The sequence below is a fragment of the Arthrobacter sp. P4_H3 genome (genome assembly GCF_056400885.1).
Genome location: NZ_JBFUKK010000004.1, coordinates 131,638 through 155,410, shown reverse-complemented (window position 1 = coordinate 155,410; position 23,773 = coordinate 131,638). Strand labels below are relative to the sequence as shown.

General features: G+C 65.8%; 27 protein-coding genes. 8 read left to right on the top strand and 19 right to left on the bottom strand.

The annotated features are described in order from the left end of the window. Positions 1-201: 201 nt before the first annotated feature. Positions 202-876, bottom strand: a complete 675-nt coding sequence (locus AC1DRE_RS07430; RefSeq protein WP_476984021.1) for a TetR family transcriptional regulator — start codon at positions 874-876, stop codon at positions 202-204. Positions 877-952: 76 nt separating this feature from the next. Here AC1DRE_RS07430 and AC1DRE_RS07425 point away from each other — a divergent pair, with 76 nt between their 5' ends. Further along, positions 953-1,453, top strand: a complete 501-nt coding sequence (locus AC1DRE_RS07425) for a cupin domain-containing protein (protein ID WP_476984020.1) — start codon at positions 953-955, stop codon at positions 1,451-1,453. Between the two features lie 15 nt (positions 1,454-1,468). Here the strand turns inward: AC1DRE_RS07425 and AC1DRE_RS07420 are convergent, their stop codons facing one another. The 4 genes from AC1DRE_RS07420 to AC1DRE_RS07405 form a co-directional block, all read right to left on the bottom strand. Then, complete coding sequence (locus AC1DRE_RS07420; RefSeq protein WP_476984019.1) at positions 1,469-2,020, bottom strand: hypothetical protein; 552 nt, start codon at positions 2,018-2,020, stop codon at positions 1,469-1,471. A 118-nt stretch (positions 2,021-2,138) separates the two neighbouring features. Then, positions 2,139-2,900, bottom strand: a complete 762-nt coding sequence (locus AC1DRE_RS07415; protein WP_476984018.1) for a VOC family protein — start codon at positions 2,898-2,900, stop codon at positions 2,139-2,141. Positions 2,901-2,929: 29 nt separating this feature from the next. Further along, a complete protein-coding gene (locus AC1DRE_RS07410; protein WP_476984017.1) occupies positions 2,930-3,325 on the bottom strand; it encodes a DUF1801 domain-containing protein in 396 nt (131 codons plus the stop codon). A gap of 135 nt (positions 3,326-3,460) precedes the next feature. After that, complete coding sequence (locus tag AC1DRE_RS07405) at positions 3,461-4,003, bottom strand: CGNR zinc finger domain-containing protein (protein WP_476984016.1); 543 nt, start codon at positions 4,001-4,003, stop codon at positions 3,461-3,463. 97 nt (positions 4,004-4,100) lie between these two features. On the opposite strand from AC1DRE_RS07405, the gene AC1DRE_RS07400 reads away from it, so the two are divergent. Further along, positions 4,101-4,772 carry a LysE family translocator gene (locus AC1DRE_RS07400; RefSeq protein WP_476984015.1) on the top strand — a complete coding sequence of 224 codons (672 nt, stop codon included), beginning with the start codon at positions 4,101-4,103 and terminating at the stop codon, positions 4,770-4,772. A 75-nt stretch (positions 4,773-4,847) separates the two neighbouring features. Here AC1DRE_RS07400 and AC1DRE_RS07395 read toward each other — a convergent pair whose 3' ends face one another. The 6 genes from AC1DRE_RS07395 to AC1DRE_RS07370 all read right to left on the bottom strand — a co-directional run bounded on the left by AC1DRE_RS07395 (position 4,848) and on the right by AC1DRE_RS07370 (position 10,675). After that, on the bottom strand, positions 4,848-7,082 hold the full coding sequence (locus AC1DRE_RS07395) for an FtsX-like permease family protein (RefSeq protein WP_476984014.1): 2,235 nt from the start codon (positions 7,080-7,082) through the stop codon (positions 4,848-4,850). After that, the gene (locus AC1DRE_RS07390; protein ID WP_476984013.1) at positions 7,079-7,795 is read right to left on the bottom strand and encodes an ABC transporter ATP-binding protein; all 717 of its coding nucleotides are present in this window, start codon (positions 7,793-7,795) and stop codon (positions 7,079-7,081) included. Before AC1DRE_RS07390 ends, AC1DRE_RS07395 begins: the two co-directional genes overlap by 4 nt. Beyond that, entirely contained in the window at positions 7,792-8,319 is a 528-nt protein-coding gene (locus AC1DRE_RS07385; RefSeq protein WP_476984012.1) for a PadR family transcriptional regulator, read from the bottom strand. The genes AC1DRE_RS07390 and AC1DRE_RS07385 overlap by 4 nt, the downstream gene beginning before the upstream one ends. A 105-nt stretch (positions 8,320-8,424) precedes the next feature. After that, a complete protein-coding gene (locus tag AC1DRE_RS07380) occupies positions 8,425-9,360 on the bottom strand; it encodes a hypothetical protein (RefSeq protein WP_476984011.1) in 936 nt (311 codons plus the stop codon). Positions 9,361-9,416: 56 nt separating this feature from the next. Continuing rightward, complete coding sequence (locus AC1DRE_RS07375) at positions 9,417-10,139, bottom strand: TetR/AcrR family transcriptional regulator (RefSeq protein WP_476984010.1); 723 nt, start codon at positions 10,137-10,139, stop codon at positions 9,417-9,419. 134 nt (positions 10,140-10,273) lie between these two features. Next, positions 10,274-10,675, bottom strand: a complete 402-nt coding sequence (locus AC1DRE_RS07370; RefSeq protein WP_476984009.1) for a cytochrome c oxidase subunit 4 — start codon at positions 10,673-10,675, stop codon at positions 10,274-10,276. Between the two features lie 260 nt (positions 10,676-10,935). Here AC1DRE_RS07370 and AC1DRE_RS07365 point away from each other — a divergent pair, with 260 nt between their 5' ends. Further along, on the top strand, positions 10,936-11,502 hold the full coding sequence (locus AC1DRE_RS07365; RefSeq protein ID WP_476984008.1) for a dihydrofolate reductase family protein: 567 nt from the start codon (positions 10,936-10,938) through the stop codon (positions 11,500-11,502). A 33-nt stretch (positions 11,503-11,535) separates the two neighbouring features. Here AC1DRE_RS07365 and AC1DRE_RS07360 read toward each other — a convergent pair whose 3' ends face one another. The 3 genes from AC1DRE_RS07360 to AC1DRE_RS07350 all read right to left on the bottom strand — a co-directional run bounded on the left by AC1DRE_RS07360 (position 11,536) and on the right by AC1DRE_RS07350 (position 13,809). Continuing rightward, complete coding sequence (locus tag AC1DRE_RS07360) at positions 11,536-12,423, bottom strand: hypothetical protein (protein ID WP_476984007.1); 888 nt, start codon at positions 12,421-12,423, stop codon at positions 11,536-11,538. 8 nt (positions 12,424-12,431) lie between these two features. Beyond that, positions 12,432-12,590 (bottom strand): hypothetical protein, encoded by a 159-nt coding sequence (locus tag AC1DRE_RS07355; protein ID WP_476984006.1) that lies wholly within the window; start codon positions 12,588-12,590, stop codon positions 12,432-12,434. An 85-nt stretch (positions 12,591-12,675) separates the two neighbouring features. Next, positions 12,676-13,809 (bottom strand): acyl-CoA dehydrogenase family protein, encoded by a 1,134-nt coding sequence (locus AC1DRE_RS07350; protein ID WP_476984154.1) that lies wholly within the window; start codon positions 13,807-13,809, stop codon positions 12,676-12,678. 221 nt (positions 13,810-14,030) lie between these two features. Here AC1DRE_RS07350 and AC1DRE_RS07345 point away from each other — a divergent pair, with 221 nt between their 5' ends. The 3 genes from AC1DRE_RS07345 (at position 14,031) to AC1DRE_RS07335 (ending at position 16,844) form a co-directional block, all read left to right on the top strand. Continuing rightward, a complete protein-coding gene (locus AC1DRE_RS07345; RefSeq protein WP_476984005.1) occupies positions 14,031-15,797 on the top strand; it encodes an AMP-binding protein in 1,767 nt (588 codons plus the stop codon). A 30-nt stretch (positions 15,798-15,827) separates the two neighbouring features. Beyond that, complete coding sequence (locus AC1DRE_RS07340; protein WP_476984004.1) at positions 15,828-16,334, top strand: MarR family winged helix-turn-helix transcriptional regulator; 507 nt, start codon at positions 15,828-15,830, stop codon at positions 16,332-16,334. 81 nt (positions 16,335-16,415) lie between these two features. Continuing rightward, positions 16,416-16,844, top strand: coding sequence for a DUF1761 domain-containing protein (locus AC1DRE_RS07335; RefSeq protein ID WP_364123302.1), 429 nt, complete (start codon positions 16,416-16,418; stop codon positions 16,842-16,844). Between the two features lie 6 nt (positions 16,845-16,850). On the opposite strand, the gene AC1DRE_RS07330 is transcribed toward AC1DRE_RS07335, so the two are convergent. Then, positions 16,851-17,429, bottom strand: coding sequence for a helix-turn-helix domain-containing protein (locus tag AC1DRE_RS07330; RefSeq protein ID WP_476984003.1), 579 nt, complete (start codon positions 17,427-17,429; stop codon positions 16,851-16,853). Positions 17,430-17,507: 78 nt separating this feature from the next. Between AC1DRE_RS07330 and AC1DRE_RS07325 the strand changes: the two genes are divergently transcribed. Next, complete coding sequence (locus tag AC1DRE_RS07325; protein ID WP_476984002.1) at positions 17,508-18,473, top strand: NAD(P)/FAD-dependent oxidoreductase; 966 nt, start codon at positions 17,508-17,510, stop codon at positions 18,471-18,473. A gap of 63 nt (positions 18,474-18,536) precedes the next feature. Beyond that, a complete protein-coding gene (locus AC1DRE_RS07320; protein ID WP_476984001.1) occupies positions 18,537-19,169 on the top strand; it encodes a class I SAM-dependent methyltransferase in 633 nt (210 codons plus the stop codon). A 61-nt stretch (positions 19,170-19,230) separates the two neighbouring features. Here AC1DRE_RS07320 and AC1DRE_RS07315 read toward each other — a convergent pair whose 3' ends face one another. Genes AC1DRE_RS07315 through AC1DRE_RS07300 form a run of 4 tightly spaced genes read right to left on the bottom strand, consistent with a single transcriptional unit; the run spans position 19,231 to position 23,597 of the window. Next, a complete protein-coding gene (locus tag AC1DRE_RS07315) occupies positions 19,231-20,010 on the bottom strand; it encodes an enoyl-CoA hydratase (protein WP_476984000.1) in 780 nt (259 codons plus the stop codon). 44 nt (positions 20,011-20,054) lie between these two features. Then, entirely contained in the window at positions 20,055-21,005 is a 951-nt protein-coding gene (gene mmsB, locus AC1DRE_RS07310; RefSeq protein ID WP_476983999.1) for a 3-hydroxyisobutyrate dehydrogenase, read from the bottom strand. Continuing rightward, complete coding sequence (locus AC1DRE_RS07305) at positions 20,998-22,098, bottom strand: enoyl-CoA hydratase/isomerase family protein (RefSeq protein WP_476983998.1); 1,101 nt, start codon at positions 22,096-22,098, stop codon at positions 20,998-21,000. Before AC1DRE_RS07305 ends, mmsB begins: the two co-directional genes overlap by 8 nt. Beyond that, complete coding sequence (locus AC1DRE_RS07300; protein ID WP_476983997.1) at positions 22,098-23,597, bottom strand: CoA-acylating methylmalonate-semialdehyde dehydrogenase; 1,500 nt, start codon at positions 23,595-23,597, stop codon at positions 22,098-22,100. Before AC1DRE_RS07300 ends, AC1DRE_RS07305 begins: the two co-directional genes overlap by 1 nt. Positions 23,598-23,773 lie beyond the last annotated feature (176 nt).

Below are 23,773 nucleotides of genomic sequence, written 5' to 3'. Positions count from 1 at the left end.
GACAACAACTCGCACATGTCGCTATCTCAATTCCGTAGGTCCTGGCTTCGGCTCTCAATTCTGCGGCCCTACCAGGGTCTTGCGGCAAGCCCCCCTGTGCCCTATAGATTGAAAGTGAGGGACCAGACGGGCAAAACAGGTAGCCGACACTCAAGCCGGATCCGGGCGTTAGGCATACAGTTTTTGTGAGAGGTCGTTTCCTTACGAACTACTCTCGGCGGTGGCGGCGCCAGTGCCCGGAACAATGGTGACACCGGGCATTGGCGCGCTAGCCGGAAGACCGCGCGCCAGAGCCTGCGACAAGAGGGCCGCGGCGGTCCAGCGCATCGAGACTATGGCTTCTTCCCGGCTAAGGCCACCAACATCCGTCAGCCAGACCAGGGACTCGATTCCTATCGCACTTCGGATTGCCAGAACCAGTCGATGAATGTCCTGATCCGTCATTTTCCCCTTGAGCGGCGCCAACGCCTCGGAGATCCAGGCGATCGCCCGACCCTGCCGGAGAGGGAGGCCATGCCCTTCACCGCCGGTCGGTTCAAGCGAAAGCCGCAGCATGGTGCGCTGCTGGGATTCAGTTTCGACAATCATCCTGGTGAACTCCACCACCACCGCATCCAGCCGTTCCGCCGCGCCGTCAGGCGGAGACGCCGGCAACAGGGACGTCCGCGCGGTTTCCGGATGCGCCGCAGCCAGCAGCGCCCGCTGCCCCGAGAAATAGCGGTAGGCCGTGGCCCGCGCAATCCCGGCGGCCTGCGCAGCATCATCCACGGTCGGCGAAATACCGGACGCCACCAACGAGCGTGCCGCCGCAACCAAGGCATCCAGCGTGCGGCGCTTCTGGCCCGTCCGGCCGACGTCGGCATAAGGTCTTGACATACCTTTCATGATACCTGAGTCTTGTTATGGGACAACTGTCTCATAAGCCTTCCTACCACGCATCGGGGCGAGAACCATGGAGACGAAAAAGGCCGCATCAGCAATCGTCAGGCAACCAGGGGAAGGGGCCAGGCGCTGGTTCTTCGGCGGAGGGATGCATACGTGGAAGGCGACCGAAGAAGACACCGCGGGAGCATTCCTCCTCTTCGAAGACGAGATGTCCCTCAATAAAGTCACTCCCATGCATACGCATCCGGATTCCGATGAAACCATGTACATCCTGGCCGGGGAGATCCTGGTGAACATGGACGGAACAGAACACCGGGTCGCTGCCGGCGGGGTGACTATCGCACCGCGCGGCGTACCCCACGCATTCAAGGTCCTCCAGGACAAGACCCGCGTGCTGTGCCTGCACACCCCCGGCTCGGCACAGGCGTTCTACGATGGCGCCAGCGAACCTCTCGGCCCCGGAAACGAGCCGGGGACGGTGAACTTTGACCGCATCCGCGAATCAGGACGGGTGAACGGCGGCATCGAGATTGTCGGCCCTCCCCCGTTTCCGGAACCCCAGGACTGAGGCCGGGGGCCTGCGTTAAGTGCGGGAGCCTGCGCCGGTGTGGCGTGCGGCAAGGAAAATTCCGGCGGTTGCCAGGACCGGCACAATCAGGAACACAAGTGCCTCCACGTGGGCCAGGCCGCCGGCGTTCATGTACGCCGTCATGCCGATCCACCAAAAAAGAACCGAAACCAAGCCGGCCACGATGACTAGAAAATCCCGGGTCGCCGGGCGATTCAACACGCGCAGGCCGGTGAGGCCACCTCGGCCGGACGACTCCGGGGCAAAGCGCCTGCTGTGACGCCCTGCGACGGAGCGGCGGTGGCTACCGCGGCTGCGAGTACTCGCCGAAACCTCCACTCCAGACGCGTTCCGACGCCGCAGCGCGCGGTAAATTGCGAGAGTCGCCACCATGGGAACACTGAGGAACAAGACGAATCCAGCTCCGCCGCTCGCCAGGCCACCGGCGTGTACAAAGGCGGTCATTCCGATCCACCAGGAAAGGCCTGTCGCGAAAGCACCTGTGAGGAGAAGGAGGTCCCGCACGCGGGGAACGTCGAACGAATCGAGGGCTTGTTTCGTCGTCACGATAACTCCTGAAGCGAATTACCCCATGAACTGCCTGCTAGCCATCACAGCATGAATCGGCACCTTTGGCGAGACCCCGAATCAAAGCCGGATACGAAGTGCAGTCATGTGTGGAGGATCAGCCGGCAGCCGCACTGACCGCGATGAAGCCGCCTTGGGGGTCACCGATCACCGCGCTGCGAAATCCCGGCGTGTTCACGGGCGCCATCAGGAGGGTGCCGCCCAGCGCGACGGCGTGCCGGGCGATGGTGTCCGCGTCGCGGACAGCGAAATTGACGCTCCAATGGGGCGGGACCGCGACGCCGTCCGTCGCCGTCACGACCGCCACGACCCGGCCCGCGCGCCGCCACAACGAGAAGGCAGCGTTCGGCACCACCTCGAGCTGCCAATCAAACATGGCGCCGTAAAACGCCTGGGCTCGTTCGACATCCGGCGTGTGCAGCGAGCTCATCGCCCAGGAGTTCGGCTCATTCGCCAGCTCATCGCCGTCGCTCTCGCCGCCCTGCCACAGGCAAAACGGGACGCCGGTGGCGTCTGCGACCACAGCAAGGACGCCGTCCGAACCGGCACCAAAGGGGCCCGCCACGCGCGTCCCTCCCGCTTGTTCGGCGCGGGAGAGAGTCTCCCCGACATCCTCGACGCGCACGTAGGTGTTCCACGTCGGCGGCGATGACGGCGGCGCCTGGCCGATCCCGGCCACCCGTCTCCCGCCGAGGCGCGCAGCGAAGTAGTCGCCCTCGAGGCCGGCCGGCATCGGGGTCGGATCGTCGAAACTCCAGCCGAAAAGCGGGCCGTAGAAGTCCATGGCGGCCCGGGGATCCGGCTGGAAAGTGTCGACCCTGCAGGGAACACCGACGGAGTGGGTCTCACGGTTCGTCATTGAGGTGCCCTTCTGTTGCTGAAACTTCTTTACCGGCTGCCCTTGATTTTCCGCCAGCCACCGGCGCGGTTGTTGGCGATGATTGCCTTGAACATTTCGCCGAGTGCCTGATCATTGACGGCCTGGCCCTCGCGGAAGGCAACGGTGCGGGCTGTTTTGTTGTCGTGTCCGGCGGTGATGATGTTCTGCGGATCCGGGACGATGCCGCCGTCGTACAGGAAAACATTGACGTGGTCTTTCGCCGCGAGTAGCGCGCAGATGTTGCCGTCCAGGACGAAGTAGGGCTGCACGGAGCGTTTGATGACTTCCGAGACCTCGGGATCGGCAGCGTGGACGAGGTCGCGGACCTGTTGGCAGATGGACTGCTGCCAGGCGGGGAGCGATCCAATGTAGTGGTCCACGCGGGCGTCCTTGCTGTAGTCCATGCCATCACATTCGCACATTAGCCAAACACAATGGAATATCAATTCCCTGTTGAATGGCGTCTTGATGCGATTCAGGAGGGAGGCGTTTGGTGCGAGGATGGTGCGTGTTTTGCGTCAGCTTTGATGGCGGCCGGCTCACGCCACGATGCGGCCTTGCTTCGCGCGTGCACGGTGTTTGCGGACGTTGTCACGGTTTGCGCAGCGCACGGAGCAGTAGCGCTGGCGACCGTTGCGGGTGACATCGACGACGACTGCCCTGCACGGATCGCCTGCGGCGCATCGGCTGAGCCTATGAGCGCCGCGAGTGCTGAGGTGCAGTGCTGTTCCGACACTGATCACGGCGAGCAATACATGCGGAAGAGTCTGGTCGAGGTCGCGGTAGTGAAGATGCCATCCTTCGCCGTCGTGATCGGTGAGGCGAGGATAGGCGGCGGCAGCAGCCATCTGGGCGTTCAACAGAGCCGCCCTGTTCCGTGGATCGTGTTCATCGACAACTGAGAGCCACGCGTCAATGACGTCGCGGGTTTGCTCATGATCGTCTCCGACGGAGAGCTTATAGTCCATCGTCATACCGAACTCACGAGTCCGCTGCACGAGAGCGTCCCTATCGGCTGGCCAATCGTTGGCCAACGAGGCGGCGAGGAGTACCGCGTACTCACCGTAAGGGTTGAGATGCATAAGGCTATTACATCATTGTTGGAGTCATGACGATTTTTCCTTGGACTGCCGATCCGCAGACACGATATTTGTATCCCGCGAGCAGGACGGTGCGCTCGTGATCGCGGCGACTGACTTCGGAACGGGGGTCTCGATGGTCGCGGCAAGCGGGATGGCCCTAACGGCACTCGGCATGGTACTCACGCCGGGCCCGAACATGGTCTACCTGGTCTCGCGCAGTGTGAGTCAAGGGCCAGTGGCGGGAATGATTTCTCTGGCAGGCACCTGTGCTGGCTTCCTCGTCTACATGACAATGGCGAACCTCGGGCTCGCGATGGTGTTCGTCGCGGTGCCTTGGCTTTTTGCCGGCATGAAAGCCGCGGGAGTCCTCTACTTGGCCTACCTCGCGTGGCAGGCACTCAAGCCCGGCGGTCGCGGCGTTTTCGAAGTTCGCGCAGTACCTAGCGATTCCGCACGCAAGCTCTTCCGCATGGGCTTCCTCACGAACCTGCTGAACCCAAAAACAGCCGTGATGTATCTCGCGCTCATTCCGCAGTTCATCGACACGGGCCGGGGAGGAACAATGGTCCAGGGCTTCTCCCTCGGAGCGATCCAGATTGCCCTGAGCATGTTTGTGAACGCACTGATTGTCCTCGGTGCCGGGTCGATCTCTGCATTCCTCTCCACCCGGCCGAGCTGGACGAAGTGGCAGCAACGCGTCACTGGCTCGGCGCTCGGCCTGGTGGCGGTCCTCCTCGCGCGGGAAGTCCCGGAAAAGGCACACATATAGCGATTCTGAGGATGAGAGCTCGCCGAGCCTGCATGCCCACACCGCCGGCGCGGCCAGCACCGCGTCCAGGAATCATCACTCGAATCGTGTGGCTGTGATTGCGGTGCCCGCACGGATGAGACTGAAGGTTGATCCGACGGCGGCCAGCGCCAGCACCAGACTGAGGCCCAAGGCTGCGAAGTAATCGGTCGCCGGCCACGTCACCCGGTAGCTGTCATCGATGCCGGTGACCATCAGCCAGGCCACGAGGAACCCGAGTGCTATGGACAGCATCAGCACGCTCAGGAGCGGAACGGCCGCCTCACGCGTGATAATCCGGCGCAGGACGGACACGGGCATCCCCATCAGCCGCATCAGGCCGAGGACCCGTTTTCGGTCCAACACAGCGGACGCGGTGGCGACGGCCAGGGAAAGCCCGGCGATGGCAATCGCCACGAACATGCCAAGGTACGCCAGCACCGCGAGGCCCTGAACCAGGCGGGCGGAGGACTGCAGCTTAATGTCCAGCGGGGAGGTGGCAGGGATGGCGGTGACGCCGGAACCGTCCAGTGCTGTCCTGGTGCGGTCCATGGCCTCGGGCGTCCCGTCCGTGGCGACCACAATGACCACCGGAACCAGTCCGTCGAGGTTCTGGGCGGGAGCCCGGGTCAGTGCCAGCGGCTGCGTTGTCCAGTAGTGGAGGAATGACGAATCAACGGCGACGATCTCCGTTTCCGGGATGTCCTCGAATCCCAGGCCGGGAGCCTCCGCGGCACGAAGGAAGATTTCAGGACCGGCGTCCCTTTGGTTAAGGGCAGCTGGCCCGTAGCCGATGGTCGCGCTCCGGATTCCCGATAGCTGACTGGCACGGCGCGCGGCCTCCGTCACCTGCTCCTGGCTGGATCCGGCGGCCACCGTCGCGTGAAGGCTGGCGGGCTGGAGCAGACCGGGGCGGGCCGCCGGTGCCTCCGATTCCTGAATGATGCTGGATGCCCCGGCGAAGACGGAGACGACGAACACTGCGATCACCAGACCCGAAACGGAACGGAACGTCGCCACCGGTGTTCGTTGGATCCGGCTGGCGGCGATGACTGCTGCCGCGCTGCGTGCCTGGCGAAGCCCTATCCGGCTCACAAGCTGCGTCAGCCAGGGACCGACGATCACAATGCCCACGAGGATCAGCGCAAATCCGCCGATGAGCAGCGGTGATTCGAGCCAAGCGAGCCGCACTTCCAGGACACGGATGAGGAGAACTGCTGCGATCATGGCAGCCAGTCCTGCCAGCAGCGGCACCATCCGCCACGCGTTCGGTGTTCTTTCGTGCATGGCCCGCGTCACTCCCAAGGGACCAATGCCTTCCCGGGAAGTGCGGTAGGCGGCCACAAGGGACGATGCCGTCACAACCAGTACGACGACGGCGGTGGCCGCCACCCAGCCCGTGGCCAGATCCGCTTCGAACATCCTGGTGCCGTTGACCGTTACCTGGGCGGCGGCCGGCCTGAGCACGGCGGCGAGCACCACGCCGAACACTGCACCGATCAGGCTGGGCACTGCGGTTTCGACGGCGGCGATGCGCGAGATCGTCCGTGGGGACGCGCCAATCAGCCGCAGGGTGGCGAAGCGTTCCCTGCGCTGGGCTGCTCCCAGGCCGGTGACGATACTGATCAGCAGCAGTACGGGGAAGAAGACCGCGATGGCGCCGATGAGCAGGACCGTGCTGTACGCGGCCGCGCTGGCTCCGTAGGGGTTGGCGGTGAACCCTGACACCAGGAAAGCGTGCCCGCTCTGGCGGAGTTCCGCCTCCGTCGCTCCGGTAACGACGACCAGGGAGTCCGGGCCCGGCAGTGCAGCTTCGCCAATCGTGCCCATGAACTCCCCGAAGCGGTCACCCAGCTGGTCCTGCGGCGTGGTTTCGATCAGGCGCTGGAGGGCCGGTGACGCATAGTATTCGCCCGGCGCCGGAGGTCCGGGGATGCCGGGAATTTTGACCGTGCTCGCGCCGAGTGCTGCGAAGTCGCGGCGGTTGATCAGCTGGTCACGGAAGACCTCCACCGGGTTTGCCCTCATGAGCAGCGTGTCCGCGGTCAGCGGAACCGGGGTGGCCGGGCCCGACGCTGTCGGATCGCCGGCCGTCGTCGGAATTGAGACCGAGGGGCTGCCGGTTTCGCGCAGCCATGCACCGCGGTCGTCTCGGGCGTTAAGCCCGTTGGCGCCGCCCCACAGCAACAGCAGCAGGCAGACTCCGACGGCGACGCCGACTGTGATTCCCGCGAGCCTGCCGTAGGAGGACCGGCTGCCGACCACGGCCAGTTTCAGCAACCCCCGGTTCACGGGGACACCCGGTAGCCGGCGCCGATCACGCCGTCGCGCACTATGACTTCCCTGTCCGCATAAGCGGCAGTGCGCGCGTCGTGGGTGATCATCACCACCGTCGTGCCGAACTCCCGGACCAGCCCAAGCATGATCGTCAGTACGTTCTCGGATCCGAGGGAATCCAGGGAGCCCGTCGGCTCGTCAGCGAACAACACGGCGGGGGACGTCACCAGCGCACGGGCCACGGCGACGCGTTGTGCCTGGCCTCCGGACAGTTCACCCGGAAGCTTGGCGCCCAGCCCCTCCAATCCCAGGCGGTCCAGCATGTCCGCCGAGCGGCGCCGCGCCTCGGACCGCTTGGTTCCGCCCAGGAGCATGGGGATACTGACGTTGTCCACGGCACTGAGCTCCGGCAACAACTGGCCGAACTGGAAGACGAACCCGAAATCGGTCAGCCGCAGCCGGGCCCGCTTCGGCTCACTGAGGGCGCTGATCTCCACCGGCTGCTGCCCGGCGGAGGGACTGTAGGTCACGCTGCCCCTAGTCGGGACGAGAACTCCTGCCAGGCAGTGCAGCAGGGTGGACTTGCCCGATCCGGAGGGACCCATGACGGCGAGGACTTCGCCCGGGTGGACGTCGACGTCGATGCCCCGCAGCGCTTCCGTCTGGCCGAAGGAGTGGCGAACCCCGCGGGCGCTGAGAATGGGTGACCGCATATCAATCGTGCTCATGCGCCCTGGAGCTCCTTCTTGAGTTGGGCGAGGCGGGCCATGGTGAGGTCGATCCACCGCAGGTCTGCCTCGATGTGGAACAGGCCGTGGTCGCACATAAGCACCTGCAGCAGGTCGGCGTCCTTCTTCAGCCGCGTCAATTCACGCATCCTGGCCATATGCTCGGAACGCTGCACGTCCAGCAGCCGGTCGGCGTCGTCGTCGATCAGCAGTGCGACAACAGTCTTGGCGAACAGCTCGCTCTGCAGGGCCTCGGACGGAGTATCGGGGGTAAACAGCCACTGACGGACCCGGGCCTTGCCGGACGGAGTAACTTCGTATTTCTTGCGGTCCGGACCGCCACCTGTCTCCTCGCCCAATGCCCGGATCAGCTCATCCCGGACCATTCTGGCAAGGGTGGAATACACCTGGCCGAAGGCCAGAGCCTTCTGCGTTCCGAAATAGCGGTCGTAGGAATGCTTGAGGTCGTAGCCGTAGCTGGGCTCCCGGCTCAGCAGCCCCAGAAGGGTAAGTGTGTTGTTCACACCTCATCTATACACTCAGTATATAGTTACGTCCAGCTCCGCCACACATTCCGAGGGAATGCGTAGGCCCGCCTCCCGGCCGAGCCGTAGGTAGGTTGACGGAGCCTAGGGTCGTTCGTACCAGTCGAGCACCCGCAGCGCCCTGAGGGTGTTCCACCGGCTCGGAAGTCCGTCGCCGTCCTCCATGGCGAAATGGATCCGGCCGGGATGGGAGTTCTCCAGAAGCCAGGTGCCATCAGGTTGCCGTTTCGAGCGCAACACCTCCACCGCCTCGGCCACGCGTTTGTCCGGGCGGTTGCCGGTGGCGCGGAAGTAGTCGAGGCCGCGCAGTACGTCGTAAAACCAGCGTGTCGGGTACGAGAAGTCCAGCCAGTCGGTGTCAATCACCTCACCGGTGGTCCTGCGCCGAAGGAGCCCGCGCTCGAGCAGGTACTCCTCGGCGCACTGCCGCGCCTTGAGCGAGGCGGGTGAGCCGCCGGTGGCATGCTCGTACTCCAGAAGGCCTTCCAATACGTTGATCGTGGTCCCGAACGACGAACGTACGGACCCTCGTTCCACCTCACAGTTCCACCCGCCGTCGGCGAGCTGCTCGCCCAGCAACCGGGACACCACGCCATCGACGTTCTCGCCGAAGTAGGCGCCGAGCGCCACGGCCATTCCATTGACGCACGGCTCCACCTCCCCTTCGAAGAAAGGCTGGCCGCCTTCCTCCCAGCGGCTGTTGTCGCGGACGAGGGCGACGGCACTGCGGGCCTCATCGCTGCGAGGGTTGAGCCCGAAGTCGCGCAGCAGCAACAGGCTGTACGTGGTTGCAGTCCAGGGCTGGCCGTCCTCGGAGTCGTCGAACGGCGACGGGAAATAGGTGCCACCGTCCCATTGACCGTTTTTGTCCTGTTGCGCAAGCAGGCGGGCGCCCCAGCCTTCGGTGGCCACGCGCGCCCGTTCGGCCCGCACCTCCGAGGCCGGTGCGTCCGTAAGGTCGCGAAGGACCTGCCAGCGGATCGCAGGGTCAGAGTCGAGCAGCCAGTCGAGCACGTCCATCCGCAAAAGCTAACACGCCTGCGCTGGGGTTCGACAGGGAGTCCGGCGTCCCGGAGCTACTTCTCCAGCTTCGCCCGCGTCGACGTCCAGCCCTGATCGTGGAAACGCCCGAACCCGTCAAGGAAGAGATCCAGCGCGAACTCGAACTCAAACTGATCGTCGCAGCCCTGCCCGACCACCGAGCCGTCGTCGTGCTTTGCCGCCATGGCGACTTCCAGAATGTTCGGATACCGCGTTGCCATCTCCTGGAACATGGCCGCCTGGGTTTCCGCCGTTACAGGGGCCGGCGCCGCGTTGGCTGAGTCATCGAACAGCTCCTGGGTGAACCCCCACATGCGACTGCCGAGTGCATGCATGACGTGGTGGGTGAGATCCACGGAGAAGCCCCCGGCCAGGAACATCCCGATGAACGAGTCCATGAATCCCAGAACCGCCGGCGTCCTGTTGGTGCGGGATTCGAGCACCTGGCGGGCCCAGGGATGCCGCAGCAGCGATCTCCTCGCCGAGAGGATCCTCTGCCGGACGGCGTTCCTCCAGTCGGCACCGCGGACAGGAGGATCGATCTCGCCGACAATGACGTCCACCATGCCGTCGAGGAGTTCCTCTTTGTTGGCGACGTGCTTGTAGAGCGCCATTGGCACCACGCCGAGCTCCTGCGCGAGCCGTCTCATGCTGAGTGATTCGATGCCCGCCTCATCGGCGAGTACGACGGCGGCACTCAGCACGCGGTCCCGGTTCAGCGGGGTCCGGCGTGTGGCTTCCTCCACTTGCTGAGTCACGCGGCCGCCTTTCGTTTTGCCGTTTCCTCACGCTAAGTGTACTCCGTACACCTGTCAGACGCCGCTGGGGCCCGGTGTGTGAAAAGAACGCAGCAGCGAGACCACCAATGACACGCCAGGCGCGGGCCGTATTGCTAGTGGGCGTGATCCCCTCGGCTGTACTCGAAGACCCAGCCGATGAGCGCAACGAAGGCGAAACCGGCGCTGATGTAGAGGATCCAGAATCCGATGGCCAGCCCCAGGAACCCTCCGGCTGCGGAAAGGCCCACGGCGACGGGCCACCAGCTCCAGGGGCTGAACTGGCCTTGTTCGCCTGCGCCCTCGTGGATTTCCGCGTCCTGACGGTCTTCGGGACGCATCCCGACCCGTTTGCCGGTGTAGCCGAGGTAGCCGCCGATCAGCCCGGCCAGGCCGCCCACCAGCCACAACGCCAGGAAGCCCACCGGCTCGGTCCAGCCCGTGACAAAGCCGTAGACCACCCCAACGGGCACGAAGAACATGGCCAGGCCTCCGAAAATCCAGGATTCGATCTTCATGGCTCTCCTTCTGCGGCGAATCACGTGGGAGCTATTCCCCCACAGTTCCCGTGAATCAACTGTGATACCTGCGCGGTTACGGCGTAAGGGACAAAGGACCCCACTCTGACAACGGACACAAACCACCCGGTTGGCCCGCCTACCTGAAAATTGCCGGTTCCTGGCAGGATCACGTCCTGTTCCAACGGATCCTTGAGTGATTCACTGAAACATACGACGGCGGCCCCGCCCGATGCCCGCCCAGCCACGGAGGTAGCACCATGCGGAAGATCATCCTGATGATGTCTGTGTCCATTGACGGATTTTTTGAAGGACCGGACCGGGACATCAGCTGGCACCTTGTGGACGAAGAGCTGCATCAACATTTCAACGATGAGTGCCGGGCGATGGGCGCGTTCCTGGACGGAAGGATCACGCACCAGCTGATGGCCGAATTCTGGCCCACGGCCGACCAGGATCCGGACAGCACGGCGGCCATGGCCGAGTTCGCCGGGATCTGGCGTGACAAGCCCAAGTACGTCTTTTCCCGGACCCTCACCACGGCGGGCTGGAACACCAAGGTGATCCGCGACGTCGTGCCTGAAGAAATCGCGCAGCTGAAGGCGCAGCCCGGCGGCGACCTGGGGCTGGGCGGCGCCAACCTGGCCGCAACTTTCATGCGGCACGACCTCATCGACGAATACCGGCTCTACGTCCACCCCGTGGTGCTGGGCCAGGGGCATCCGCTGTTCCAGTCGCCGGACGTCAGGATGAACCTCAAGCTGGCCGGGACGCGGACCTTCGGCAACGGAGTGGTCCTGCTCCGCTACGAGCGCGGCCAGGACTAACAGGAATCACCGGAGCTTCCCTGCGGCGGTGCGCTAAGCCCCGGGCAGGTTCAGCCCGTCAGCGTCCCAGGTGAGGCGCGCCCCCTCACTGATCTGCAGGGCCTCAACCCCCGGCGCCTCCACCAGTTCCGCAACCAGGGCTGAGCTCCCGGCCACCACTGTCGAATCAAAATCGACCTCTGTGACCAGCACCCAGGACCTGTCCTCAGGCCAGAGCAGGCTTGGCGACTGTGGCCAGCGCGGATCGTGGTGCCATGGCGCGGTAAGGGTCCAGGCAGGGTCCGTAAACCCGCCCGGCCCAGCCGAAAAAAGGATATGGCTCCGGCCGGGCAGTTCGAGACGAGGACCGTCCACCACGTCCGCCGGCAGCAGCCCCGTTCCCGGACTCTCGGCCTGGCTCCACTCTGTGGTTCCGGTCTCGTCGTCCGGCGCAACGAAAGTCAACTGTGCGTACCCCGCTGCGCTGGTGAGGCCGCCCCACCCCTCCCAGACGGCCGCCACCCCCGCGTCGGGAGTCGCCGTGTGGCGGCACAGGACGGCCGCAGCCGCCGCCAGGACGTCCACATCGAGGTTTCCCGGCTGCGGTTCGGAGTACCGCCACCCGTCAGCGTCGAGGATTTCGCGGTAGGGGCCGGACGGCGGGCCCACCAGGCGGTGGAACTGCGCCAGAGGGTGCATGGTTTTGCCGAACGCCGCAGCGGCGGTTGACCACGGAGCCGGCTGGCTGTCCATCTCGACGAACAGTGACCGGTCCTGCGAGTGCCAGGACAACGTCCCGGCAGGCCTGTCCCGCGTTGCCGGATGGAACACCCGGGCGTACGCGGGATAGCCGTGGGGCACAACGAAATGCATGTCCCGCGCGGTCGGATCGAGCAGGGGGCGCAGCCAGGCACCCCGTTCCGCATCAGCTATCGGGTCCACTCAGTCACCTAAGAGCCCGCCCGGACGTCGGCCGCCCTGGCAAGGGCCTCGAGATGGGCGGCGGAGGCTTCGGTGGCCGTAGCGATCCGGTTGAGTGCGCCGATGACGCTGATGGTGCCGAAAAACATGACCAGAAGGATGGCTACAAACACCCACGTGATATCCATCGGGCAACCCTACTGAGCGAAGCTCAAGCCCGGGCCCCGGCCGCAGCCAGGCTTCCCTGCCGCCCGGACTCAGCCCCGCAGTCCGTCAGACGAATGCCGATTTCCCCGTCACGGCACGTGCCACGATCAGCGAGTTGATCTCGTAGCTGCCCTCGTACGTATAGAGAATTTCGGCGTCGCCAAATAGCTTGCCCATCTCGTAGTCGCTGCTGATGCCGTTGCCGCCCATCAACGACCTGCCCATGGCCACCGAGGCGCGCGCCAGGCGGGTGGTGGTGGACTTGGCCATGGCGGCCTGCACCATCTCCAGCTTGCCCTCCTGCTGGATCCGGGCCAGCTGGGCCATGAGCGCCAGGGAGGCGCTGGCATTCCCCAAAATTTCGGCCAGCTGCTGCTGAATCAGCTGGAATCTCGCCAGCTCCTTGCCGAACTGCTTCCGTTTCAGGGCATAGGAACGGGCGACGTCGAACGCGGCCAGCTGGATCCCGGCACCTTGCCAGCCCACCCAGGCACGCGAATCGCGGAGGAGGTCATTGGCTTTGGAAAAGTCCGTGGCGCCAGGCAACAGATTGGATTCGGGGATCCGCACGTCATCCAGCCGGATGTCCGCATTCTGCATGATCCGCAGACCGATCTTGTTGGAAATCTTCGTGGCGGTGTAGCCGGGACGGTCCGTTTCCACGATGAAGCCCTTGATCTGCCCGTCCGCCTCATCGCGCGCCCAGACCAGCGCGAAATCAGCGATGGTACCGGCACCGATCCAGCGTTTCGCCCCGTTGATCACCCATTCGCCGCGCTCCAGCCGGGCCGTCGTTTCCAGGCCGCCGGCGATATCCGATCCGTGGTCCGGCTCCGTGAGTGCGAAGGCCCCCAGCTGGGTGAAGGCTGTCAGTCCGGGAAGCCACCGCTGCTTCTGCTCCTCCGATCCGAGTTCGTCGATCATCCCGACGATCAGCTCATTGTGGATGCCCACCAGGGCGGACAGGGACACGTCGGCGCGGGCCACTTCCACGTACATCAGGCCCTTGAAAAGCGCGGACGTCCCGTCCGTCTGCAACCCGCCCAGCCCGTACTTGCCCATTTCAGCCAGCAGTCCGAAGGGGAATTCCTCGCGGTTCCAGTACTCGATGGACGCGGCACGGATGCGGGACTGCAGGAAGTCACGCACCTCCAGATAGCGGGATCGCTCCGCCGCAGGCAGCAGGTCCACGATGTACATGAGGTCCGCATCCGGGAACGGCGGCTGCTCCGGTCCCGGGGCAACCGCTTCCGCCGGCGCCCCGGGCTCTGTGTCGGGCGATCCGCTGGCACGTCCCTGTGTCTGCACGGGCATGTATCCCTTCGTCGTCCGCCGGCCACGCCATCGTGCCGGCCCTTCCAAACCCTTGGATGTCCTAGTATATTGCACAGTGATGTGGATCACTAGGCGAAAGGGCCCCCATGACAGTCACCGACGACTTCCGGGCCGCGAGGGACAGGCTACTGGCCCTGCGCGAGAACTACGGCCAGGCACGGAGTGAATTCCAGTGGCCTCGCTTTGACGAGTTCAACTTCGCCCTCGACTGGTTCGACCAGATCGCTGCGGACCCCGGCAAGGGCGCCAAGCCGGCTCTGGTCATCGTTGAACAGGACGGCAGCGCCACGCGGCGAACCTTCGCGGAGCTGGCCGAGCGCTCCAACCAGGTGGCCAACTGGCTCCGGAGCCAAGGGGTTCGCCGCGGCGACCGCATGATCATCATGCTGGGCAACCAGGTGGAACTGTGGGAACTGATGCTGGCCGGTATCAAGCTGGGCATCGTAATGATTCCCACCACCACCCTGATGGGCCCGACGGACCTGACCGACCGGGTGGAGCGCGGCGAGGCGGGCTGGGCCGCCGTCGGAAGTTCCAACATCGGCAAGTTTGCCGACGTTCCGGGGAACTACAAACTGATTGAGATCGCGGACAGCGGCCCTGCCGCAGTTCCGGCAGCCGGTGTCGCCGGGCCTGCAGCCGGTGCCGCCGAACACGAAGCCGCCCAGTACACGGACGCGGCCGGCGCCCCGGGCGGCTTCACGCCCGACGCCCCGACGAAGGCTGACGAAACCCTGCTCCTCTACTTCACGTCCGGGACCACGTCCAAGGCCAAGTTGGTGGAGCACACGCACACCTCGTACCCGGTGGGCCACCTCTCCACCATGTTCTGGATCGGGCTGGAACCCGGGGATGTGCACCTCAACGTCGCGTCTCCGGGCTGGGCCAAGCACGCGTGGTCCAACGTGTTCACGCCCTGGATCGCCGAGGCCTGCGTGTTCATCTACAACTACAGCCGGTTCGACGCCAAGGCCCTCATGGAACAGATGGACCGTGAAAGGGTGACCAGCTTCTGCGCTCCGCCCACCGTGTGGCGCATGCTGATCCAGGCCGACCTCACCGTCCTCAAGAACCCGCCCACCAAAGTGGTTTCCGCGGGCGAACCTCTCAACGCCGAGGTGATCGACCAGGTGCAGCGCGCCTGGGGCCAGACCATCAGGGACGGTTTCGGCCAGACCGAATCCACTGTTCAGATCGCCAACACCCCCGGCCAGCCGATCAAGATCGGCGCCATGGGCAAGCCGCTCCCCGGCTACGACGTGGTGCTGGTCGACCCCGCGACAGGGGAAGAGGCCGACGACGGCGAGCTCTGCCTCCGCCTGGACCCCCGGCCCGTGGGGCTGATGAAGGCGTACTACGGCGACGCCGAGAAGACCGCGGACGCCTTCCGGGACGGCTACTACCACACGGGCGACATGGCCAGCAGGGACGAACGCGGCATCATCACCTACGTGGGCCGCGGCGACGACGTGTTCAAATCTTCCGACTACCGACTGTCCCCGTTCGAGCTGGAAAGCGTCCTGATCGAGCACCCGGCGGTGGCCGAGGCGGCCGTCGTGCCGTCCCCGGATCCGCTCAAGCTGTCCGTGCCGAAAGCGTTTGTGGTCCTGGCCGCGGGACATCAGCCCGGGCCCGAGCTCGCCGAGGACATCCTGCGGTACTGCCGCGACCACCTGGCCCCGTTCAAACGCATCCGGCGGCTGGAGTTCGCGGAGCTGCCGAAGACCATCTCGGGCAAGATCCGGCGCGTGGAACTCCGGCACAGCGAAGAGCTCCGGCACGGCAGCGGACCCTTGCCGGAGGGATTGGGGACCGAGTACTCGGAGGCGGATTTCCCGGGTTTGAAAAGCTAGGCTGGAGCAACCCATATGTCAGGAGGTGCCATGGGAAACCCGCTCCCGCGCGATCCCATCGCCGACGCCCAGCGCAACTGGGAACGGCACGGCTGGGGTGATGTTGCCGCGCCCATGGCCGCCATCACGGCCATCATGCGGACCCAGCAGATCCTGCTGGCCCGGATCGAGGGCGTCCTCAGGCCCTTTGGCCTGACCTTCGCCCGCTACGAACTCCTGGCGCTGCTAAGTTTCGCCCGCAGCGGCGCGCTGCCCATGAACAAGGCGAGTGCGCTCCTGCAGGTCCACCCCACGTCGGTGACCAACGCCGTCGACCGCCTCCAGGACGCAGGCCTGGTGGTCCGCTCCCCGCATCCGACGGACGGCCGCACCACCCTGATCGAGCTCACCGCCGAGGGACGCACACTGGCCAAAAGTGCGACGGCGGCACTCAACACCGAGGTGTTCGGCCAGTCCGGTTTCGCCAGCCAGGATGTGGACCAGCTGATCGGGATCCTGGGGAAATTCCGCCGGAACGCCGGAGACTTCGCCGACTGACCCCGTGTTACCGCAGACAAGGCGGCGGGCAGCCCTAGACTTCGAGGGAACTGACCTGAAGCTGGACCCGAGGAGAGCGCAATGATTCCGGAAATCAACATCTGGGCCGTACTGCTGGCCACCCTTTCCAGCATGGTGGTGGGCTCGGTCTGGTACACCCCGAAAGTCTTCGGCAATTACTGGATGAAAGTCGCGAAGGTTTCTCCCAGCGGCGAAGCGAAGGACGCGGTCAAACCCATCCTGATCACGCTGGTGGTCAGTTTCGTGAGCGCCCTGGTGCTCGCCGGATCGGCCGCCATCTCGCAGCATTTCTACGGCGGCAACTTCCTGGCCAACACGCTGATCACGGCCGTCATCCTCTGGGCCGGGTTCACGGCCGCCCGCTTCATCACGCATGACGCTTTCGAGGGCCGCCCGGCCGGACTGACCGTCCTGAACTGCGCGCACGAACTGGTCACCCTGGTGGTCATGGGCCTGATCATCGGGCTGTTCGGCATCAGCGCAGCTTAGCCGCGCCTATGAGCCTGGGGGCTTGGCCCGGACGTGCATGCGTTCGCCCTGGCGGCCGAACAGGCTAATGAATTCCACCGGTCGTTCGTCCGCGCGGCCAAACCAGTGCGGGGTCCGGGTGTCGAACTCGGCCGCCTCACCCGGGGGCAGCACGATGTCCGTGTCACCGAGGACCAGGCGCAGCCTGCCGTTGAGCACGTAGATCCACTCGTATCCCTCATGGACCTGCGGTGCGGGCTCCTCAGGGCCGCCGGCATTCAGGATGAGTTTGTACGCCTGCACCCCGCCGGGCCTGCGGGTCAGCGGAACGATAGTCATTCTTTTGTTGACGAAGGGCCGCAGGTGGACCCTGGGGTCGCCGGTGGTGGGCGCACCTACCAGTTCGTCTAACGGAACCTGGTGCGCTTTCGCCAGGGGCAGCAGCAGTTCCAGGTTCGGCCGGCGCTGGCCGGACTCCAGCCGTGAGAGCGTGCTGACGGAGATCCCCGTCGCAGCCGAAAGGGCAGTCAGGGTGGTGTCGCGGCTGATCCGCAGCGCACGAAGCCGCGGACCCACCGCCGCCAGCACGTCGTCAAGTTCATCCATGCCCCAAGTTTGCCACTTTGGCAAAGATGTTTGCCACTTTCCGGTCGGCCTCCGACGATGGATGCGGAGGTAAGAAAAATGACTGAAGAGAACAACACATTGGTGGACGTCGTCATTGTTGGTGGCGGCGCAGCAGGACTGAACGCGGCCCAGATGCTGGGCCGGGCACGCCGCTCGGCAGTGGTGGTCGACGGCGGCAAACCCCGGAATGCGCCGGCCAAGGGAGTGCACGGCTTCCTGTCCCGCGACGGTATCAGCCCGGCGGAGCTGTACCGGATTGGCCGCGAGGAAGCGGAATCATACGGCGTCCGGATCATCAGCGGCCAGGTAGTTGGCGCCCTGGGCGTTAAGGGGGCCTTCGCGGTGGAACTGGCGGACGGAACCGTGGTCCGGGGCCGCAGGCTCCTGATCACCACGGGGTTGGTTGACCAGCTTCCGGACATCCCCGGGCTGCAGGAACGCTGGGGCAAGGACGTGCTGCACTGCCCCTACTGCCACGGCTGGGAAGTCCAGGACCAGGCCCTCGGGATCCTGGGCACCGGCCCGTTCGCGGTCCACCAGGCTCTGCTGTTCCGGCAGTGGAGCGCCAACATCACGCTCTTCCTCAATGACGCCATGGAACCCACGGACCTGGAGCTGCACCAGCTCGCCGCCCGCGGCATCACGGTGGTCCACGGCCCCGTTGGCTCCCTGCGGGTGGACCACGGCAAGCTGACCGGCGTGGTCCTGGCCGACGGCGGCCTGGTGCCCGTGGATGCCGTAGCCGCCGCACCGCGGTTCGTGGCACGGACCGCAGCCTTCGCCGGCCTTGGGCTCACGGCTGTCCAGCACCCGATGGGGATGGGCGAATTCCTCGAAACGGACGCCGACGGCGCCACCGGCGTGCCCGGCGTATGGGCCGCCGGCAACGTCACCGACCTCCGCGCGCAGGTGCTGTCCTCAGCTGCGGCCGGAGCCTGGACCGGCGTCGTCATCAACGCCGACCTCATGGCCGAGGAACTGGAGGAAGCCGTCACGGCGTATCGTGGCAGTGTCACGGCGTAGCGTGGGCCGTCCCTGACGGCACGCTGCCCGGGGCCTGAAGCACGGGCAGCGAGGAGACCAGGGATGAAGTTTGACGAGTCGTTCTGGGATGAGCGCTACCGCCAGCACGGTTCGGTGTGGAGCCGCAATCCGAACCCGAACCTGCTGGCCGAGGCTGCCGGGCTCCGCCCGGGTTCCGCACTGGACGTGGGCAGCGGCGAGGGAGCCGATGCAATCTGGCTGGCACGCCAGGGTTGGCGGGTGACGGCCGTGGACATCTCCTCGGTGGCGTTGGCCCGGGCAGCCGAAAGGGCGTTGCAGGATTCGGCGGCGTCCGGGCGGATCACCTGGGCCCACCACGACCTCACCGCATCGCCCCCGCCGGCCGGTACGTTCGACCTGGTGTCCGCCCAGTTCATGCACCTGCCCCTGGCCCAGCGAACCGAGCTGCACCACCGGCTCGCGGCGTCGGTGGCCCCCGGCGGAACTCTCCTGATCGTAGGCCACCACCCCTCCGACCTTGAAGCGGGAATCCGCCGCCCCAGCGAGCCCGGCCTGCTCTTCACACCGGAGGAAATCGCCGCCGGGCTGGACCCGGACGAGTGGGAAATCGACGTCTGCGAAACACGCCGGCGCTCCGCCCCGGACGAGGAGGGCAACGCCGTCACCGTCACGGATTCAGTGCTCCGCGCCCACCGCCGCCCACCGCGCCCTTAGGGGGCCTGACGCCCTAGGGGCCAGACTCCTTAGGAACCGAACGCCTTGGCGGCCAGACTCCTCAGCGGTGCTTAAATTCCGGCTGGCGTTTCTCCGTGAACGCAGCCATGCCTTCCTTCTGGTCCTCGGTGGCGAACAGCGAGTGGAAGATCCGCCGTTCGAAAAGCACACCTTGCGCCAGCCCGGTCTCAAACGCCGCGTTGACCGCTTCCTTGGCCACCATCGCCACCGGCTTGGACTTGGAGGCAATCACCTCGGCGGCTTTCAGGGCCTCTTCCACGACATCAGAGGCGGGCACAACCCTGGACACCAGGCCGGCGCGTTCCGCTTCCTCGGCATCCATGAAGCGCCCGGTAAGGATCAGGTCCATGGCCTTGGACTTGCCCACGGCGCGGGTGAGCCGCTGTGAACCGCCCATGCCCGGCAGTACGCCCAGGTTGATTTCCGGCTGCCCGAACTTGGCGTTGTCCCCGGCAATGATGAAATCGCACATCATGGCCAGCTCGCAGCCTCCCCCCAGGGCGAAGCCCGAGACGGCCGCCACCACGGGGATACGCAGCCTGGTGAAGTCCTCCCAGCCGCGGAACCAGTCCGCGGCGTACATGTCCATGTAGCCCTGGGCGGCCATCTCCTTGATGTCCGCGCCGGCAGCAAAAGCCTTGCCGGACCCGGTGACCACCACGGCGCCCACTTCAGGGTCCGTGTCCATGGCCGTGACGGCAGCCACGAGTTCATCCATGGTGGCTTTGTTCAGCGCATTCAGCGCTTCGGGCCGGTTCAGCGTCACCAGCCCCACGCGTCCGCGCCGCTCCACCAGAATGTTCCCGTACTGTTCCGTCATGCCTGACTCCTCACGTCGTTCTGCTTCGAATACTGCTGCCGCGCCTAGTGCGCCGACTTGTCCCGGATGTCCGTGATGATGCCGGAGAAGTCACGGCCCGCGCCGCCCTCCGCCGCAAACGTATCGTAGATCTCCGATGCCAGCGGCCCCATCCTGGCGGCCACTCCGGTGCTCTGCAGCGCGTTCAGGGCCAGCTTGAGGTCCTTCGCCATCAGCGCGCCGGCAAAGCCCGGCTGGTAATCCCGGTTGGCCGGACTGGCGGGCACAGGCCCGGGGACCGGGCAGTTGGTGGTGAGCGCCCAGCACTGCCCGGACGCCGCGGACGCAACGTCGAACAGGGCCTGGTGCGTCAGCCCCAGCTTCTCGCCGAGCACGAAGGCCTCGCTCACCGCGATCATCGAGACGCCCAGGATCAGGTTGTTGCAGACCTTGGCGGCCTGGCCCGCACCGTGGGCGCCGCAGTGGACCACGCGCTTGCCCATCACTTCCAGCAGCGGCCGCACGGCGTCGAAGTCTCCGGGCAGTGCGCCCACCATAAATGTCAGGGTTCCTGCTTCGGCCCCCACAACACCACCGGAGACCGGGGCGTCCACTGCCCGGTGGCCGGCGGCAACGGCGAGCGCGGAAGCCTCCCGGGCCTCGTCAACGTTAATGGTGGAGCAGTCCAGGAACATGGTGTCCGGCCCGGCAGCGTCCAGCAGCCCGGGCTGGCCGTCCGTTCCGCGGTAGGCATCGAGGACGTGCTGGCCGCTGGGGAACATGGTGAGTACCACGTCCGCACCGGCAACGGCTTCGGCAGGTGTTGCCACGGTGGGAATCCCGTGCTCCCGGGCCGCGTCCAGCGCCGCGGGCACAACGTCGAACCCCGCCACTGTGTACCCGGCCTTGACCAGGTTGGCGGCCATGGGACCGCCCATGTGCCCCAACCCCAGGAACGCGACGTGCGCCATTTGCCCGGGTCCTGTTGCTTCGGACATTGCGGTTGTTTCAGACATTGTCGGCCTCCTTGGATTGCAGGTTGAGCTCCCGGTCCCCCAGCGGCTCGAAGAACCTCTCGACGTCGGCGGTGGAAACCTCATGCAGGCTGGCCGGCTTCCACTGCGGGTTGCGGTCCTTGTCCACCACCTGCGCCCGGATGCCCTCGCGGAAGTCCGGTCCGGCCAGGAATCGCAGGCCCACGCGGTACTCCTGCTCCAAAGCCTCCTCCAGCGTCAGATCCTTGGCGCGGCGGAGCGATTCCAGCGCCACCTTCACCGCCGTGGGCGACTTCGCCTCGATCGTGTCGGCCGCGTCCGAGGCCTCCCCGGACGCGCCTCCGTCAAAGGCCCGCAACCGGCGAAGGATCTCCTCGACGTCGTCACCTGCATAGCAGGCGTCGATCCAGTGCCGTTGCCCGGCCAGCGCCGAAGCCGGCGGCTCTTCGGCGAAACGTCCGACGGCGGCTTCCGCCGTTTCGCGTTCCAGTGCCGCCGCCAGGGCGGGCAGGTTCGCCGAGGCCACGAAGTGGTCGGCCATGCCCAGGAACAGGGCGTCCGCTCCGCTCAGGTGGGCGCCGGTCAGGGCCGCATGGGTGCCCGCCTCCCCGGGCGAGCGCGACAGCAGCAGGGTGCCGCCGACGTCGGGCACGAATCCGATGGTGGTCTCCGGCATGCCGGTGCGGGTGCGTTCGGTGACCACACGCACGGAACCGTGAGCCGAAATCCCCACACCGCCGCCCAGCACCAGGCCGTCCATAAAGGCCACGTACGGCTTCGGGTACCCGGCGATCAGCGCATTCAGTTGGTATTCGGTGCGCCAGAAGTCCGCCGTTGAATCACCGCCCGTCAGCATGTCCTCGTAGATGGCCACGATGTCGCCGCCGGCGCACAGCCCCCGCTCACCGGAACCGCGCACCAGGACGGTGGCCACGCCGTCGTCGTCCGCCCAGGCGGCGAGCCGCTCCAGCATCGCGGCGGCCATGCCGGCGGTGAGGGCGTTTACGGCCTTGGGCCGGTTCAGCGTGATGACGCCGAGGTGGCCGCGCCGCTCAAACAGGACTTCGTCAGTGGCGCTTGCTGTGTTCGTACCTGCGGCAGGTCCTGCGCTCATCAGCTGCCTTCCGGCATCACGTAGCTGGCGCCCTGGCGGATGCCGGAGGGCCAGCGGCTGGTCACGGTCTTGGTCTTGGTGTAGAAACGGAACGCATCGGCGCCGTGCTGGTTGAGGTCTCCGAAGCCGGAGGCCTTCCAGCCGCCGAACGTGTAGTAGGCGATCGGCACCGGGATGGGCACGTTGATGCCCACCATACCCACCTGCACGCGGCTGGCGAAGTCACGGGCGGCGTCGCCGTCGCGCGTGAAGATGGCCACGCCGTTGCCGAACTCGTGCTCGCTGCAGAGCCGGAGGGCCTCGTCATAGTCGGCGGCGCGCAGCACGCTGAGCACCGGGCCGAAGATCTCCTCTTTGTAGATCTTCATGTCCTTGGTGACGTTGTCAAAGAGCGTGGGCCCCACCCAGAACCCGCCGTCATAGCCGTCAACGGTGAGGCCGCGGCCGTCCGCCACGAGGGTTGCGCCCTCGTCGACGCCGGACTGGATGTAGCCCTCGATCCGTTCCTTGGCGGACGCCGCCACCACCGGTCCGAAGTCCGCATCCTTATCCAGGCTGTGGCCCACCCTGAGATGCTTCACGCGTTCCTCCAGCTTGGAAACCAAGGCATCGGCAGTTTCCTTGCCCACGGGGACCGCCACCGAGATGGCCATGCAGCGTTCGCCCGCGGATCCGTAGCCCGCGCCCATCAGCGCATCCACGGCCATGTCCAGGTCCGCGTCCGGCATGATCACCATGTGGTTCTTGGCACCGCCGAAGCACTGGGCGCGCTTGCCGTGGGCGGCAGCGGTGGCGTAGATGTACTGGGCGATCGGGGTGGAGCCCACAAAGCCGATGGCTTTGACGCGCTCATCCTCAAGCAGCGCGTCCACCGCCTCCTTGTCCCCGTTGACCACGTTGAACACGCCGTCCGGCACCCCGGCTTCAGTGAACAGCTCGGCCAGCCGCAGCGGCACGGACGGGTCCCGCTCCGAGGGCTTCAGGATGAACGCGTTGCCGGCGGCCAGGGCCGGGCCGGACTTCCAGAGCGGAATCATCGCGGGGAAGTTGAACGGGGTAATGCCGGCCACCACGCCCAGGGGCTGGCGCATGGAGTGAACGTCGATGCCGGACCCTGCATCGTCGGAGAACTCGCCCTTGAGCAGGTGCGGGGCGCCGGCGGAGAACTCCACCACCTCGATGCCGCGCTGGATGTCGCCTTTCGCGTCCGGCAAGGTCTTGCCGTGCTCGGAGGACAGCAACGCGGCGAGTTCGTCCAGGTGCTCGTTTACGAGGTCCACGAACTTGAGCAGGATCCGGCCGCGGCGCTGGGGATTCATCGCACCCCATGCCACTTGGGCCTTCTCTGCGCTGGCGATGACATTGCGGACCTCTTCGGCACTGGCCAGCGGCAACCTGGCCTGGACCTCGCCGGTGCACGGATCGTAGACGTCGCTGAAGCGCCCGGAGGTGCCTTCTACCCGCTGTCCGTCTACGTAATGGGAAAGCTCGCGAACCATGGCGGAATGCTCCTTTGCATGTGACCTACACCATCCTTGCTGCTGAATATACTCGGACTTCCTACTAAATTCCAGAGCGCGCGAGGGCGCCCGCGCCGGCCGGGCACCGCCGTCGGGCCCGGCCGTCGTGGGGCACTTTGACGTGGATTCTGCCGGATCAGGCCCTATTTGGCGGC